The sequence below is a fragment of the Nocardia sichangensis genome, from assembly GCF_047200615.1.
GTDB lineage: Bacteria > Actinomycetota > Actinomycetes > Mycobacteriales > Mycobacteriaceae > Nocardia > Nocardia sichangensis.
In genome coordinates, this window is record NZ_JBJZOK010000007.1 from 280,442 (window position 1) to 296,285 (window position 15,844).

The 15,844-nt window shown below is 66.5% G+C and carries 14 protein-coding genes and 1 pseudogene; 7 read left to right on the forward strand and 8 right to left on the reverse strand.

The genetic code is table 11. From position 1 onward, the window contains the following. Positions 1–33 precede the first annotated feature (33 nt). Positions 34–2,940, forward strand: a complete 2,907-nt coding sequence (locus tag ACL03I_RS12980) for a UPF0182 family protein (protein WP_412806021.1) — start codon at positions 34–36, stop codon at positions 2,938–2,940. A 25-nt stretch (positions 2,941–2,965) separates the two neighbouring features. Here ACL03I_RS12980 and ACL03I_RS12985 read toward each other — a convergent pair whose 3' ends face one another. From ACL03I_RS12985 to ACL03I_RS13005, 5 genes are all read right to left on the reverse strand, one after another. Then, complete coding sequence (locus ACL03I_RS12985) at positions 2,966–3,547, reverse strand: DUF2165 domain-containing protein (RefSeq protein WP_412806022.1); 582 nt, start codon at positions 3,545–3,547, stop codon at positions 2,966–2,968. A 301-nt stretch (positions 3,548–3,848) separates the two neighbouring features. Then, complete coding sequence (gene msrA / locus ACL03I_RS12990; RefSeq protein WP_356965888.1) at positions 3,849–4,364, reverse strand: peptide-methionine (S)-S-oxide reductase MsrA; 516 nt, start codon at positions 4,362–4,364, stop codon at positions 3,849–3,851. Beyond that, positions 4,361–4,816, reverse strand: a complete 456-nt coding sequence (msrB, locus tag ACL03I_RS12995) for a peptide-methionine (R)-S-oxide reductase MsrB (protein WP_355075479.1) — start codon at positions 4,814–4,816, stop codon at positions 4,361–4,363. The genes msrA and msrB overlap by 4 nt, the downstream gene beginning before the upstream one ends. Before the next feature lie 139 nt (positions 4,817–4,955). Continuing rightward, on the reverse strand, positions 4,956–6,116 hold the full coding sequence (locus tag ACL03I_RS13000; RefSeq protein ID WP_412806023.1) for a hypothetical protein: 1,161 nt from the start codon (positions 6,114–6,116) through the stop codon (positions 4,956–4,958). An 11-nt stretch (positions 6,117–6,127) separates the two neighbouring features. Then, positions 6,128–7,054 (reverse strand): metal-dependent hydrolase, encoded by a 927-nt coding sequence (locus ACL03I_RS13005; protein WP_412806043.1) that lies wholly within the window; start codon positions 7,052–7,054, stop codon positions 6,128–6,130. Between the two features lie 230 nt (positions 7,055–7,284). Here ACL03I_RS13005 and ACL03I_RS13010 point away from each other — a divergent pair, with 230 nt between their 5' ends. Then, positions 7,285–7,920: a TetR/AcrR family transcriptional regulator gene (locus ACL03I_RS13010; RefSeq protein ID WP_356965893.1), complete on the forward strand. Its 636-nt coding sequence runs from the start codon at positions 7,285–7,287 to the stop codon at positions 7,918–7,920. Between the two features lie 51 nt (positions 7,921–7,971). Here the strand turns inward: ACL03I_RS13010 and ACL03I_RS13015 are convergent, their stop codons facing one another. Beyond that, positions 7,972–8,322 carry a hypothetical protein gene (locus tag ACL03I_RS13015; RefSeq protein ID WP_412806044.1) on the reverse strand — a complete coding sequence of 117 codons (351 nt, stop codon included), beginning with the start codon at positions 8,320–8,322 and terminating at the stop codon, positions 7,972–7,974. A gap of 233 nt (positions 8,323–8,555) precedes the next feature. Between ACL03I_RS13015 and ACL03I_RS13020 the strand changes: the two genes are divergently transcribed. Next, positions 8,556–9,779 carry a cytochrome P450 family protein gene (locus ACL03I_RS13020; protein ID WP_355075486.1) on the forward strand — a complete coding sequence of 408 codons (1,224 nt, stop codon included), beginning with the start codon at positions 8,556–8,558 and terminating at the stop codon, positions 9,777–9,779. A gap of 353 nt (positions 9,780–10,132) precedes the next feature. After that, a complete protein-coding gene (locus tag ACL03I_RS13025) occupies positions 10,133–11,935 on the forward strand; it encodes a CocE/NonD family hydrolase (protein WP_364436727.1) in 1,803 nt (600 codons plus the stop codon). 86 nt (positions 11,936–12,021) lie between these two features. Here ACL03I_RS13025 and ACL03I_RS13030 read toward each other — a convergent pair whose 3' ends face one another. Together ACL03I_RS13030 and ACL03I_RS13035 are read right to left on the reverse strand one after the other, a co-directional pair. Then, positions 12,022–12,756: a 2OG-Fe dioxygenase family protein gene (locus tag ACL03I_RS13030; RefSeq protein WP_355075489.1), complete on the reverse strand. Its 735-nt coding sequence runs from the start codon at positions 12,754–12,756 to the stop codon at positions 12,022–12,024. A 26-nt stretch (positions 12,757–12,782) separates the two neighbouring features. Further along, positions 12,783–12,902 (reverse strand): annotated as a pseudogene (locus ACL03I_RS13035) (SDR family NAD(P)-dependent oxidoreductase); the annotation flags it as partial. 65 nt (positions 12,903–12,967) lie between these two features. On the opposite strand from ACL03I_RS13035, the gene ACL03I_RS13040 reads away from it, so the two are divergent. From ACL03I_RS13040 to ACL03I_RS13050, 3 genes are all read left to right on the forward strand, one after another. Beyond that, entirely contained in the window at positions 12,968–13,651 is a 684-nt protein-coding gene (locus tag ACL03I_RS13040; protein WP_355075491.1) for a TetR/AcrR family transcriptional regulator, read from the forward strand. Positions 13,652–13,815: 164 nt separating this feature from the next. Beyond that, the gene (locus ACL03I_RS13045; RefSeq protein WP_355075493.1) at positions 13,816–15,111 is read left to right on the forward strand and encodes an FAD-binding domain-containing protein; all 1,296 of its coding nucleotides are present in this window, start codon (positions 13,816–13,818) and stop codon (positions 15,109–15,111) included. 95 nt (positions 15,112–15,206) lie between these two features. Continuing rightward, positions 15,207–15,770 (forward strand): hemerythrin domain-containing protein, encoded by a 564-nt coding sequence (locus ACL03I_RS13050; RefSeq protein WP_355075494.1) that lies wholly within the window; start codon positions 15,207–15,209, stop codon positions 15,768–15,770. The last annotated feature ends 74 nt before the right edge of the window (positions 15,771–15,844 follow it).

The window sequence follows — 15,844 nt, forward strand, 5'->3', positions numbered from 1 at the left end:
GTCGAGCCGGGCGGCAGCCACGGGGAGTGCAAGATGAGCGCACGCGAGGGCCTCCGCCCGCGACGGTTGCATCGCAGCACCCGGGTGCTGGTGGTCGCCGCCACGGTGTTCGTCGTGTCGCTGTTGGTGGTGCCTCGGCTGATCCGAGGCTACGTCAGCTGGCTGTGGTTCGGCGAAGTCGGCTTCCGTGGTGTCTGGCTGACCGTGCTGTTCACCCGGCTCTCGCTGTTCATCGCGGTCGCGCTGATCATCGGTGGCGTCCTTTTCGCGGTGCTGTGGCTCGCGTTCAGGTTCCGCCCGCTCTTCGTTCCCGAGTCCGAAGAGGAGAACAGTCTTCGGCCGTATCGGGCGGCGGTGCTCCGGCATCCGGTGCGGTTCGGTCTCGGCATCGCGACCTCGCTGGGGCTCGTCTGCGGCCTTGCCGCGGAGTCGAACTGGATGACCGTCCAGCTGTTCGTCCACGGCGGGTCCTTCGGCGTGTCCGACCCGCAATTCGGGCACGATGTCGGGTTCTTCGTCTTCGACCTTCCCTTCTATCGATTCGTACTCAACTGGCTGTTCATCGCCGTGGTCCTCGCCTTTGTCGCGAGCCTCGCCGCGCACTACCTGTTCGGTGGCCTGCGGCTGTCCAGAAAGACGGGCGGCCTGACGCACGCGGCCCGCGTCCAGCTCGCGTTACTGGCCGGCTCGTTCATCCTCTTGAAGGCTGCCGCCTATTGGCTCGACCGGTACTCGCTGCTATCCAGCCGCAGCAAGGAACCCACTTTCGCGGGCCCTGGCTACACCGACATCAACGCGGTGCTTCCCGCCCGCCTCATTCTCTTCGCGATCGCCGTGATCTGCGCCGTGGCGGTCTTCGCCGCCATCGTCGTGCGGGACCTGCGAATCCCGGCGATGGCCGCGGCGCTTCTGCTGCTGTCGTCGATCCTCGTCGGAGCCGTCTGGCCATTGGCCGTCGAGCAGTTCTCCGTCCGCCCGAACGCCGCCGACATGGAGCGTGTCTACATCCAACGCGACATCGCGGCCACCCGCCAGGCGTACGGGATCGGCAGCGACCGGGTCGAGTACCAGCCCTATCCCGGCGTCGGCACCAGGTCGCCGCCCGAGGTCCCCGCGGACGTCACCACGATCGGTGACGTCCGCCTGCTGGACCCGAGCGTGCTATCCCGGACGTTCACCCAGCAACAACAGCTGAAGAATTTCTACAGCTTCCCACCGCATCTGGACCTGGATCGCTACCGGGTCGGTGGGCAACTGCGCGACTACGTGGTCGCGGCGCGCGAGCTGACCCCGACCGCGCTGAGCGGCAACCAGCGCCATTGGGTCAATCGGCACACCGTCTACACGCACGGCAACGGGTTCGTCGCCGCACCGGCCAACCGGGTGAACGCGGCGGTCCGCGAGGCCGCGGGCGATGCCGCGAGCAGCAACAGCGGATATCCGATCTACGCGGTCGGTGACATCGCGTCCCAAGCCTCCGGGCACCAGGTGATCCGAGTGGATCAGCCGCGCGTCTACTTCGGCGAAGTGATCGCCCATGCGAGCCCGGACTACGCCATCGTGGGCGGCGGCACCGAGCCCCGCGAGTACGACACCGACACCACCACCTACACCTACGCCGGCGCGGGCGGCGTCCCGATCGCCAACTGGGTCAACCGCCTCGCCTTCGCGGTGACCTACACCGAGCGCAATATCGTCTTCTCGAAGGCGATCGGTCCCGGTTCGAAGATCATCTTCAACCGCGATCCCCGCCATCGTGTCGAACTCGTCGCACCGTGGTTGACCACCGACAACGACCCCTACCCGGCGGTCGTGAACGGCCGGATAGTCTGGATCGTCGACGCGTACACCTCGATCGACGGCTACCCCTACGCCAAGCGCAGTTCGCTCGAAGCCCTCGAGCCGGGCGACGAGACCCAGCGGGAGTCGCCGCGAGAGATCTCCTACGTGCGCAACTCCATCAAGGCGACCGTCGACGCATACGACGGCACGGTCACCCTCTACCAGGTCGACCGGCAGGATCCGGTGCTGGCGGCCTGGATGAAGGTCTTCCCCGGCACGGTCCGACCGGAGGAGTCGATCAGCCCGGAGCTACGGGCGCACTTCCGGTATCCCGAAGACCTGTTCACGATCCAGCGCGAGATGCTCGCCAAATACCACGTCGACGAACCGCGCGAATTCTTCACCACCAACGCGTTCTGGTCGGTGCCCAGCGACCCCACCGTGGAGTCCAATCCGCATCAGCCTCCGTTCTACGTCCTGGTCGGCGACCAGGCCGGCGCGGAACCGTCGTTCCGGCTGGCCAGCGCGATGGTCGGCTACAACCGGGAATTCCTCTCCGCCTACGTCTCCGCCCGCTCCGACCCGGAGGGCTACGGCAAGATCACCGTCTCGCAGTTGCCCACCGACACCCTCACTCAGGGTCCGCAACAGATCCAGAACTCGATGATCTCCGACACCAGAGTCGCTTCCGAGCGCACCCTGCTCGAGCGCTCGAACCGGATCCAGTACGGCAATCTGCTCACCCTGCCGATCGCCGACGGCGGCGTGCTATACGCCGAGCCGCTGTTCACCGAACGGATCTCGACGGCACAGAACGCGTCGACATTCCCGCAATTGGCGCGAGTGCTGGTCAGTTACCGCGATCCCGGCACCGGCGGTGTCCTCGTCGGCTACGCGCCGACCCTCGCGGAGGCGCTGGAGCAGGTGTTCGGTCCGGCCACCGGCAGACTCGCCACGCCGCCCGGCGGCGGACCCGGCGCCCCACTGCCGCCGGGTCAACAGCCCGCCGCGCCACCACCGGTCGCGTCACCGCAGGCGCAGCCCCCGCCGGTGGATCAGGCGAAGATCGCCGAACTCAACGCGCAGATCGACCAGATCCGGGCCGCACTGGAACGTCTGCAGAAACAGCTGGGCGAACTCGAACGCAACGGTCGCTGACGCTCGCGTCGTCGGCCGCCCGCTACTAGTCGGATTCCGCTGCTGCCGAGTCACTTTCGAGGACCGCGCTGCGTTGCGAGTCCGGCAGGTGAACCAGAATCAGGCCGACGCCCGCGATGAGGAAGTTCTGCAACGCGGCCGACGAGGCGTTCACGTCGTCATTGGCCCACATGCGGAACCATTCGCCGCCGATGGTCAGGAACCCGCCCAAGAACAGCAGCACCGCCATGGTCCAGCCCAGACTCGACAGTTTCACGGCCGCGTCCCGACCGGCTCGCAGCCTGCGCGGCCGTCCGGTCAGCACCCGGCCCCATACGGCTCCCGCCGTGAGGAGCACGAAGGCGATCAGGAATTCCCAGATCACCACGAGGATGTAGGCGACGAGCGCGACATTGCCATTGGTGATCGCGCGCCAGTCCGTGCCCGGATTGTGGATCGTCGCTTTCATCGACAGCACAGCGGCCACGCCGTTGCGATTGGTGTCGGTGTCGACGCAATTGGTGAACGCGACGAACAGATAGTAGAAGCCGGTGATGGTGGCCAGCGTCGCCACGGCCATCCGGCGACTGCCCACCACATCGAGAATCTTTGTGCCGCTGCGCGTCATCTGCCTACCTCGGGTCGACCGGCCAGGAGCTCCAAGCGTCGACGATCATATCGGTGCCCGATCACGCATTCTCCCCACGGCGGGGAGCCCGGCACGGCCGGGGACGAGTCGAAATGTTGTCTACCGCATGAGGTTCCGTTTTGTATCGCCCGGAGTCTGTGCGCGAGGCTTCCGGCGGTACGACCGGCGGCGGCGGGCGGGGGACGTCGTGAAACGCGGCGACTGCGCCACCCGGGTGTGGTGGCGCAGTCGTCAACTGTGCGCTCCGAAGGCTCGGCGGAAGTGCCGAACCCACCGGCTTCTACTGGGCGGTGGTCTGCCGCTTCGGCAGCTTCCACCCCGGCCGGGGGAAGTGGCAGGTGTAACCGTCCGGGTAACGCAGCAGGTAGTCCTGATGCTCCGGCTCGGCCTCCCAGAACTCACTCGCCGGGGTCACCTCGGTGACCACCTTGCCGGGCCACAGACCGGAGGCGTCCACGTCGGCGATGGTGTCCAGGGCGACGCGCTTCTGGTCGTCGTCGAGATAGAAGATCGCCGAGCGATAGCTGCTTCCGATGTCGTTGCCCTGGCGGTCCTTCGTCGTCGGATCGTGGATCTGGAAGAAGAACTCCAGCAGTTGCCGGAAGTCCGTCCGGGCCGGGTCGTAGACGATCTCGATCGCCTCGGCATGGCCAGGGTGGTTCCGGTACGTGGGATGGTCGTTGCGTCCACCGGTGTAGCCGACGCGTGTCGATATCACTCCCGGCTGCTTGCGGATCAAGTCCTGCATGCCCCAGAAGCATCCACCGGCCAGAATCGCCTTGCGCGTGTCGGTCACGCCTCCTCCTTCGCGAAGAGAGTCCTGTACTGCCCATAGCCTTCCGCCTCGAGGTCGTCGAGGTGGATGAACCGCAGCGCAGTCGAATTGATGCAGTACCGCAAGCCGCCCGCCGCGCGGGGACCGTCGGTGAACACGTGCCCGAGATGGCTGTCGCCGTGTGCCGAGCGCACCTCGGTGCGGACCATCAGATGGCTGAAGTCCCGCTTCCGCACCACGTTCCCGGCTTCGATCGGCTTGGTGAAACTCGGCCATCCACTTCCGCTGTCGAACTTGTCGACCGAGGCGAACAACGGCTCACCCGACACCACATCCACATAGATGCCCGGCTCGTGGTTGTCCCAGTACTCGCCCGTGAACGCCCGCTCCGTGCCGTTCTCCTGAGTGACGTGGTACTGCTCAGGCGTCAAGGCGGCGACCGCCGCGGGATTCCGGTTGTACTCCCGTGCCACATGACCTCCTCATATCGGCCCCTGGTACAACCAGGGCACCGGCATGGAAAATCCCGTGCGAGCCGGGCGTCACACTCCGGTCCGGGCAGCCGGGCCCACGGCGGCCGCCCGTCGTCACCGACGGCGTCGGTCGTCCCCGCTATACCGTGGAACTCGCGGTGGCTTCCGGGGCGGGAGGGGCGACGCTCGGGGGCGCCTTTCTCCGGGGCACCGTGAATACGGCGACCAGGCAAAGAACCGCGACAACGAAGCACGCGAGGGTGTACCACAGATTCCCGATCGGGTCTCCTTCGCTGGTCACACCGTCGACGGCGGCGAAGAAATCGGGCAACGCGGTCGCCCAGAGCAATGCCATCACGCCCAGGTACACCACGCCGTAAATTCGGACGAAGTCGTTCGTATAGGGCGCCGCGTCCGAGTCGCCGCGCCGCAGCCGGAGCCACTGGCGGGTCAGGATCACCACGGCGGCGATGGAGAGGACGACCAATTCGGCGGCGTAGAGCGCGCCACGCACCGTGGTGCTACCCATGCCGAAGACGGTCGCGGGGATGGGCAGCACCGCTGTGCCCAACGACGCGAGGATGCCGATGACGATCGTGCGCCCGACCAGCTGCCCTCCGGAGAGGATCCGGCCCTGGTCGACGTGGCGGCCGACGAATAATTGGACGCAGAAGGCGAGCGACATCGGCCACAGGGCGGCGAAGACGACCACGCTCGGAAGCGGTACCGAATCGAACATCGGTTGATTGATCGGGTTCTCGACCGACCATTCCCACCAGCGCAGCTGCGGGCCGAGATGATCGAAGATCTCGTAGAAGGCGTGGTGGACGAAGCCCACGCACACCGATCCGGCGAGCACCCCGTAGTGCCGGAAGACCCCGAGAATCCTGACCAGTTCGAACGCGAGGGTGGCCATGAACGGGTAGATCGCGATGATGTAGAGCGGTAATCGGCCCCAGAGGAATTCCACGGTGAACAGGTTGTGCGCGAACATCGTGTCGACGTGTGCGTCGATGCCGAACGCCGCGGGGAAGTACAGCGGCGGCTCGATGATGAACAGATACGCGGTCGCCCCGAACCAGAGCACCAAGTTGGTGGGATCGCCGTGGCGGCGCAACCGCACGATCGCGTAGATCAGGGCCAGGACCGCGCCCAGGACGATCGTGAATTCGAGGACGGGCAGGGTCCAGTTCTCCAACGCGAAAGGGTTCCGCACCTCGACCGGCCCGCCCGCCTCCTCGCAGGAGAAGCCGAGCGCGGTCGCGAGACGGTCGAAGGTGGGTGCGCAATGATCAGCCATCGGTCCGGCTCCTAGCGTGCGACCGTGTCGGCGGTGTACCAGTGCGAGACGTCGTAGCCGGCGTCATAGCGTTCGAACCACACGGCGGCCAGTTCGGGTAGTTTCTCGTGGTCCGGATTGTGCTTCGGCAATTGACTGCGGATGACGCCCACCAGTGCGACGAGTTGTTCACCGAGCGGCAGGTGGTCGAACGCGCGCGGCATCGGGCCGTTGTCCTCGGCCTGCAGAAACGGCAACCATTTGCGCAGCTTCTGCCTCCGCCGGTAATTCGCGAACATGGACAGCGCGTCGACCTTTCGCTCCTCCAGCGGGACATGCTTGTTGAAGCCCGCGCAGGCCAACCGGATCACCTTCATCACGTGACGGAAGATCGACGGCGCCATGCGCATCCGATACACATCGCTCCCGACGACGGAATCGAAGATGATCAGCGCGGAACTGCGATGTTCGACCTCTTCGACGAAGTGCCAGATGAACAGCGACGCCACTCGGTCGTCGCCCGGCCGGAACAAGGTCGAGTCGTTGTCGAGCATCAGTTTGAACACCGGAGTGAACGTCGCTTCGAGATCGGCGGTGTAGGCGAGGCGGTAATCGACCGAAGTGTTCACGGTGAGGCGGTCGAATTCCGCGATCACTTCGTTGAGCGTCTCCTGCAGTCCCGGGTGGCGCCGGATCAAGGCATTGGCGTGCTGGCGGTGGGCGGTGGAGTGCTGCCCCTCCTGGCGCACGAACGCGTCGGCTTCCTCGGCGACCTCGGGATCGGTGATCAGGGGCATGGCCTCGCGGATCATGTTGACGATCATCTTCTCGAAGCCGATCGCCAGGAAGGACACCGCATTGGCCATGGACGAGAAGGCCGGATTCTCCTCGTTCCACAAGAAGGGCACGTCGTAGTCCGCGAATGCGAAGCGCATCTTCCGTACTTGAAGATCGGTCACTGGGCTAAACCTCGACTTTCCGAAAACGAACCGGTCCGGCGGCACCATCCCGATGCGCCGAGCCGCGTTGCAGTGATCATACATACGGCTGTCCAAGTGTATGATCAGAATCGCGCTCGAACCGGAACTCCGGGGCCCTTGTGATACGGTCGAACCCTTGATACGGAGGGTCGGCAGGCTTTCCATCAGGGGGTTCGCAAGCGACGGGCTTCGAGTCGAGGAAGCGGGCAGTGGCAGGAAGGCGCGGGTGGGGCGGGAGTCCGCCGAAGGACGACGAGGAAGCCTCGCGTCGCATCGTCGCCGCCGCGGTCGAACTGATCGGACGGACGGGTTCGGAGATCGGCATCGCCGACGTCGCCGAGTCGCTCGGCGTCATCCGGCAGACGGTCTACCGGTACTTTCCCAGCGCGGACGCGCTGATGACCGCGGCGGCGATCGCCTCCGTCGACGGGTTCCTCGATCGGCTGACACAGCACGTCAGCGGGTTGGAGGACGCCGTGGAAGCGATGACCGAGGGGGTGGTCTACACCCTCGCCGAGGTCCGTCGAACACCCCACCTCGGCATCTTGCTGTCGAGCACGTACTCGAACGTCCATCCGGAGAGCCTGACCTCCGAAGAGGCGCAAGCCTTCGGCATGACGATGATCAAGCGCTTCGACGTCGACTGGGCGCGTTACGGATACGACGACGAGTCGCTGCACGAGCTGGTCGAATACGTCCTGCGCACGATGCAGTCGTTCTTCATTTCCCCGGGCAATCCACCGCGCGGCGAAGATGACCTGCGACGGTATCTACGGCGCTGGATGGGCGCCGCGATCATCGCCCAGACGAAGCCCTCCGCGAGCGTCCAGGGGTTTGCGCCGTAATCCGTTGCGGCACTTGTGGTGTGCCGCCGATGGCGGACGAGGCGAGTCGGATCAGCTCGCGTCGTCGAGCCGTACCGTCACGAAGACGCGGCCGCGTTCGTCGCGTCGCGCTACCGCGTGCCCGGGCCGGTCGGCGCCGTTCAGATGGAGCGTGATGGGGCCGCCCTCGCCCAAGAAGTTCCGCCACCACGTCTTCCGGTCCGGCAACGCGACTCCGATGACGAGCTCGTCCGCTTTTCGCCAGTAGTTGACCGGTGTGCTGAACGTCCGCCCGGACCGTCGCCCCACATAGGTGATCACCACGAATCCTCTGCCCAGCAGGCGCCCGAGTACCGGCGCGTCGAGCATGCCTGCCACCCCGGCGTTCATCGCTCGCACGACGCGTCTCAGCACCGTCTTCAGTTCCACGAATTCCTCCAGCCACCCACGGACATCTCCCGAACCCTAACCGTTTTCGCGGTGACGAGCCCGCCGCAGTGGGCCGGACGGTCACCGAAATGTCGTTTTGCGACGCTCGACTTCCGGTTGTGGGCAGGATTCGCCAATTGACCGGCACCTCGAACGGACCCGCTTCGATACTCGTGCAACGACCGTCATCACGGCGGCCGGAGGGTTCATGCGCAGAAGGGAAACCGATGACAACCAGCCTGCCCGCATTCCCCGCGGCGAACGAGGATCTGCTGGACACCTGCATCCGGCTCCGGGAGATCGCGCCGGTGGTCGAGGTGGAGTTCCCCGGCGGCGTGCCCGCCTACCTGGCCCTGACGCACGACGCGGTGCGTGAGATCCTCGCCGGGGACAACAAGACCTTCGCGCGGGATCCGAAGCATTGGCCGGCCCTGCACGACGGTTCGATCGCGGAGGACTGGCCGCTGCGCGCCGTCGTGCAGGGTGATCACCTGTCCACCAAGGACGGTGACGACCACCGGCGGCTGCGGGGTCTGATCAGCAAGGCGTTCACGCCGGGCCGGGTGCAGGCGCTCGAGCCGCGCATCCAGGCGATCATCGACCGATTGCTGGACGACGTGATCGCCGCCGGTGACGGCGTCGATCTGGTGCCCACCTTCACCGAAGCGCTGCCGATGGCGGTGATCTGCGAACTGTTCGGGGTGCCTGAGCCGGAGCGGGACCGGCTGCGACGCTGGACCGCAACCCTGCTGGCCCACACCACACCGCCGGAGGAAGCATTCGCGACGCAGAACTCGCTGATGACGTACCTGTACGAACTGGCGGACCGGAAACAGGAAAAGCCCGGCGACGACCTCACCACCGGTCTGGTCCAAGCTCGCGATCGGGACGACAAACTCACGGCCGACGAACTGGTCGCCGTTCTGTGGATCATGCTGGTGGCCGGGCACGAGACCACGGTGCATCTGCTCGGGCACGCCATTCTGGCGCTGTCGCGACACCCTGAGCAGCTCGCCCTCGCGAAGGCGGAAGACCGCTGGGGTGATGTGGTCGAAGAGACTGTGCGCTATCGCCATTCGGTGATGATGACGAGCTGGCGATTCACGCTGACGGACGTGACCGTGGCCGGAGTCGCCATACCCAAGGGCCAGGCGGTCGGTGTCGCGTACCAGGCCTGCGGGATCGACCCGGCCGAATACGGCGAGACCGCGAACGAGTTCGACATCACCAGGGAGCAGCGCGGCGGACATCTCGGATTCGGTCACGGGCCGCGGTACTGCATCGGCGCGGGCCTGGCCCGCCTGGAGGGCCGTCTCGCGCTCGCCTCGCTGTACCGTCGGCTGCCGAACCTGGAACTCGCCATCGACCCCGACGAAATCCCGTACTCGCCGTCGTTCTTCACCGTCGGACCCCTGTCCATTCCGGTGAAACTGGGCGCCGAGAAGCAGTAACCCTTGCCCGGCGCGGCAGCCGAACCACGAGGTCTCGGGTCCCGACTTTCGTGCCGGTTGCCGCGCCGGTCGACCCGCAATTGCCGATAATCGGTCGTGGTGAACGACTCGCTGGGCGCCGGCCACGGCGCACTCGATGCATGTTCACATGGTCGGCAAGTTTGCGCGGATGGTGCCCGGGCCGTTCGCGATGGTCGCGGCGGATAGTCGAATCTTGCAACGTTTCCGCTGGTCAACGGTCTATTGCGAACGGGAAACGCATTGTCGGATCTGGCGAGATCGGATCATGTGTCATGTCACGCTGCTGCGGTCCGCAGTTCCGTAGCAACTGGCAGGAAGGATCGATGACGCCGATGTCACAAGGAGATCCGATCGTCGGGACCACGTCCGAACAGCTCGCCCGGATCGCAGTCCAGGGGCCCTGGGACGCCCAAGGGCAGGTGCGCCCGGAAGCGGTGCAGTTCGCGTCGAACTTGGTGAGCGCCGTGCGTAAGCGCAGTGGCAAGGGGCTGGTGCCCGATGACGTGGACGACCTGGTGAACCGGGCGCTGAACGTCGCCGTGCCGACGTTCCCGCGCATCGAAGGGGCGGGCGGGATCGGTCTGTCGGCGCACATGCTGCGTCAGACCACCACCCGGCCGTGCCCGCTGGTGGTCTTCCCCGCCGGGTGGACACCCGTCGGCTGGCCCTTGTTCGAGTACGCCTATCTCACCCTCGCGTGGAAGGGCTATCACGTGCTGGCCTACACGCCGCGCGGAATCGGCTGGACCGCCACACCAGGAACGAACCTGCCGTGGTTCGGCACGTCCGAAGGCACCGTCGATGTCGCTGGTCCATGGGATCGGGCCGACGGCAAGAAGGTGCTCGACTACGCGATAGACGAACTCGCCCCCAGCGGCATCGCCTTCATGGGTGAGTCCTATGGCTCGGGCATCAGTCAGCTCGTGGCCGCGCACGATGACCGGGTCGACGTCGTCGTCGCGCTGAGTACCTGGGGCAACCTCGCCACCAGTCTGTACGACAACGGCACCCGCCATCTGAAGGCCGTCGAGGCACTGATCGGCCTGACCGGTGGCGAGCAGGCGGAGAAGTTCGACGAAGAAGCACTGGAGATCCTGGCGAAGTTCGCCGAGGGTGTGGACATGGATCCGGTTGTCGAGTGGGGCACCGAACGCGCACCGGAACGCTATGTCGGCTCCCGTGATATTCCGACCTTCTTCTCGAATACCTGGCACGAGGGGCTTTTCCCGGTGAACCAGGTGCTGGAGACCTTCGAGAAGCTTCCGCGCCCGAAACGGCTGAACATGTGGATCGGCGACCACGCGGCGCCGGAAGGCCCCGGCCTGATCGCTCCACCCATGCCCGGTGCGGGCCCGAACGAGCCACTGCGCGAGGCATACGCCTGGCTCGATCACTACCTGAAGGACGAGGACAACGGCGTCGACGCGTGGCCGGAGATCAGCAATCAGGTCATGTTCACCTACGTGACCACTCCAGGCGCCGGGAACGGCCAGAACGTGATCGTCGAACCGGCGCGGCGCGAGGAGAAGGCCTCGTGGGCGGACGTCACCACCGATACGGAAGTGCTGGTCTTGACCGATGAGCGTGAGGGCGGCGACGGTGTGCTGACCCCCGATTCCACGGGCGGTTGGCAACGCAGTTTCACGGTGGGCGAGGAGCCCGAGGTCGTCGCCATGGACAAGCTCATGACGACGGGCCAGGAGGAGTGGTCGGGCAATCCCAAGGTCTACCGGATCGATGAGATCGACCGCGGTCATGCCCTCGTCTGGTCGACGGGGCCGCTGCTCGCAGCACGAGGCGGCGTCGCCAGGCAGATCCGCGGGATCCCGCGGTTGCAAGTGACCATCGACAGCACCCACGAGTCCGCGACGGTGGTCGCCTATCTGCTCGATGTCGACGAGAACGGCTCGGCGAGAATCATCACCCACGAACCGAAGACGACGGAGTCCGGTCTGCCCGCGACCGTTTCGTGGGAGCTGCAAGCAGCCGCCTACGATCTCCCCGACGGCCATCGGTTGATGCTCGTCCTCGACGGCATGGATCCGCTGTATTCCAGCGCGAACAAGGTCGGTTCGACGATCACCGTCAGTGCACCGGATGGCGCCCCGTCCTGCCTGGAGTTGCCGCTCGGCTGACCGTTGCGCGTGGCCCGGGCAGGCAAACCACCCGGGCCACGCCATGGTCGACGACGGATCGGGCCATGACCACGATTCGGCGGTCCTCAGCCCGGCGCGAACGTCACCACCAAGACATCGCGATAGGCGGGGCGGCTCCGATCCACCGGACGCACCGGCGAAACACTGTGCAAGGTGCGGCGGTCATCGCCGAGCAGCAGCGTTCCCGGCCGATCGAGGGTGGTCCGCAGCAGTCGTCGTCCGCTCGGATCGAACACCGAACTCGCGCCGCCCAGGGCATTCTGCCGTCCAACCAGAAGCGAGGAGACCAAGGTGACGCCGTCGCGGTGGCGGCCTTCCGGTGTAGGCAGGCCGTCCGCGTCCGCCGAGGCGATGACCCGGAAGGGATGTACTTTCGCGCTCCACCGCGCCGGGCCGTCCAGCGCCGTCGCCAATCGCGCGAGCAGTCGCAGCACCGCCACGAAAACAGGGTCGGTCACGAATGCATCGGTCAAGGGCTCGAAAGTGCGGTCCACGCCGATATAGAGCGGGTTGGATTCCTCGGGCTGCACGAACGAATCCGACGACAGCAGGCCGATGCGACCGGCCGAACCGGTGAGCGAGAACCGGCCGTACCGGCGCAGCCTGCGCGTGCCACGGGCGTCGGCGTAGACGTCCGGGTGCAAGTCTTCCCAGTGTCGGCGAAATCGTTCCCAGTCGGCCGGCTCCAGGTCGAGGCTCGCGGTCGTGACGTCAGCGGGCAGGAGGTGCACGCCGTCGGCGACCAAGGCGTCGCTCGCGGTCCGTTGTACCTGCTCCGCCGTCTGCCCTTCCGGATTCAACGGACGTGGGGCCGGGTGGGCGCGGAGATGGCGTCGTCCTCCGCCGCGATCACGACGTCGTGGTCGTGTTCGGTGAACCGCCGGGCCAGTTCCAAACCGATACCGCTGGAGGCTCCCGTGACGAGTGCGAGTGGTGTGTCGGTCATGTGCTGGGGCTACCCAGTGAAGCCGCACCCATACCCGGGTCCGACCGGCTCGGTAGTCTGCAGGGGTGTCCGCCGCGCCCGCCGACGCTGACGCACCGATCGTTCCGGTGCGAGACGGAGTGTTCTTCACACTTCCCGCCGCGTTGCCGCGGGGGCGCCACAATCTGGGGCGGGAGCAGGTGATGGCGGCGCAGCGGGAACGGTTGCTGGTCGCCGTGACCGAACTGCTCGCCGCCCGCGGTTACGCCGGATTCGGTCCCACCGATGTCGCCAAGCGGGCCGGAGTGTCCTTGGCGGCGTTCTACGACGCTTTCGCCAACAAGGACGAGTGCGTATTCGCGGGCTACGACCGCTTCATCCAAGTGCTGCTGACCCAGCTGACCGCCGCGGACCTCAAGGGCCGGGATCGCAGATCCATCGTCGCCGACGCCCTCGGCCAGTACCTCGGCTCCCTGCAGAACGACCTGGTCGTAGCGCGGGCCTACCAGGTGGAGATCGACGGGCTCGGGCCGGCCGCCCGGCGACGCAGGCGCAAGTCGATCCGGCTGTTCGCCGAGTACATCCGCGGTCTGGTGCAGAGCGCCAGCGGGAATCGGCAGCCACTGTTGTCCGTCACCGCGTACATGGGCGTCGTCTACGCCGTACGCCAGCTCACTGCCGATGCGCTCGACGAGTCGGGCGAGCCGGATCTGACCGCACTGAGCGCCGACCTGGAGCCCTGGCTCACCGATCTGTTCCGCGAACACTGATCCGGCGCGCGGCCGCGAGCCCGACTTGACATGACAGCCGCCGTCGCGCAGCATTGGCGTAAAGCTCGTTACTTCGATACCGCCCGCATCGGCGTGGCACGCCGCCGAATGTCCGATTCGCCGTCGTCGATCCCGCGACGGATGCCTGTCGTCGAAAACCTCGAATGGCCGTAACAATCGCACTCTTCACCCGTGACCTGCGCGTCCACGACAACCCGGCCTTGTTGGCCGCCGTACACGAGGGCGCGGCAGTGGTTCCGCTGTTCGTCGTCGACGACCGGCTCGTCGGCAGCACTCGCCCGGCCGCCAACAAACTGCGTTTCCTCTCCGCCGCGCTGGCCGAACTCGATGCCGAGCTTCGCTGCGCCGGTGGGCAACTGGTGATTCGGCACGGTGACTACGTCGAGGCGGTGGATCGGGTGGCGGCACAGGTGCACGCCGACAGCGTCCACATCGCCGAGGACGTCACCTGGTACAACCGATGCCGACTTCGGGCACTGGGCGAACGGCTGGCGCGGCGCAGCTGCCTGCTGCACACCCATCCCGCCACCCTCACCGCCGTGGATCCCGCCGATTGCGGACCGTATCGGCCGGACGACGAGGTTCCGGACTTCGCGACCTATTTTCGCCGATGGTTGTCGGCGCCGAAGCGACGACCGCTGGAAAAGCCCACGGAATTGATCGTTCCTCGCATCGAGAGTGATCCCGTGCCGAGATTCGACGAACTCGGCGACGCGGCCGTTTCACCGCAGTTGGCGGTCGGAGGCGAGATCACGGGTCGTGCGCTGTGGCGAGGCTGCACCGCCGACCGGCGACAACCACGCGGCCGGTCCAAGGGTGACCTCACGGGCGAGGGATGCTCCCGGCTGTCGCCGTACCTGCATTTCGGTTGCCTGTCGGCCGCCGAAATGGCGTACCACACCGACATGGCGACGCCGGATGGCCGCGCTTTCGTCCGGCAGCTCGCTCGGCGCGACTTCCATCTCCAGTTCCTCGTCGCCCGGGCCGATCTCGCGCGGTCCGGCGCTGGTACGGATGTGCGGCAGGCGCACGATCCGGTCGTCGTCGGCGCCTGGCGCGACGGCCGCACCGGATACCCGATCGTCGACGCGGGCATGCGGCAGCTGGCCGCGCAAGGGTGGATGCCGGAGCGGGCACGGGTGATCGCCGCCAGTTTCCTCACCACGACACTGCAGGTGGACTGGCGGGTCGGCGCCGAGCATTTCCGCCGGTGGCTGCTCGACGACGCGGCGAGCGACCGCTTCACCTGGCAGCAGGCGGGCCGTTTCGACCCGAGAGCGGTCGGCACCGCCGAACGCTACGACCCCGAGGGGAACTACGTGCGGCGTTGGATACCGGAACTGGCTTCCCTGCCGGGTTCGGAGATCCATCGCCCGTGGTGCCACAGCGTGCCGCCCTCGGTATATCCCGCTCCCATCGCGGGCAGCGCGAGCACGTAACCGGCCTGCCGGGCGGTTTCGCGTGCTCGCTGCCGGGTACCGCGGCGACGGACGTAATTCGTCAGTCCGTCCCGATTGCCCGAGGGAGGTCAACCATGGCAACCACGATCGACTCGACCACCGACGCCGTCGATTTCCTCATCGACCAGCACGGCCGGATCCGGCAACTGTTCATCGAGACCGCCGACACCTCCGACCCTGTTGAGCGCGAAAGCAAGTTCTTCGAATTGCGACGCCTGCTCGCCGTGCACGAGACCGCCGAAGAAGAGATCATTCACCCGCGCGCCCGGCGTGAACTGGGCGATGGCGCGTCTGTCGTCGACGCGCGGCTGGAAGAGGAGAACAAGGCGAAAAAGCAGCTCGCCGAAATGGAGTCGCTCGACATCAGCTCGATGGAATTCCAGGTGAGACTGGCCAAGCTGCGCGAAGCGGTGCTGGCCCATGCCGACCATGAGGAACGCGAGGAATTCAACCGGCTGCGCGAGGAACTCGACGACGAGACGCTGCGACGACTGCGCAAGACCGTCGAGCTCGCGGAGGCGATGGCGCCGACCCGGCCGCATCCCGGCGTGGAATCCGCCGCCGCGAACGTTCTGGTCGGCCCGTTCGCCGCGATGATGGATCGTGCCAAAGACATGATCAGCAAGCCGCGGCATTGATCCGTGCGGCAGTGCAAGACGCGCGGCGCGCGGCACCTGGTGCCGCGCGCCGCGTCGCTCAACGCCTGAACAGC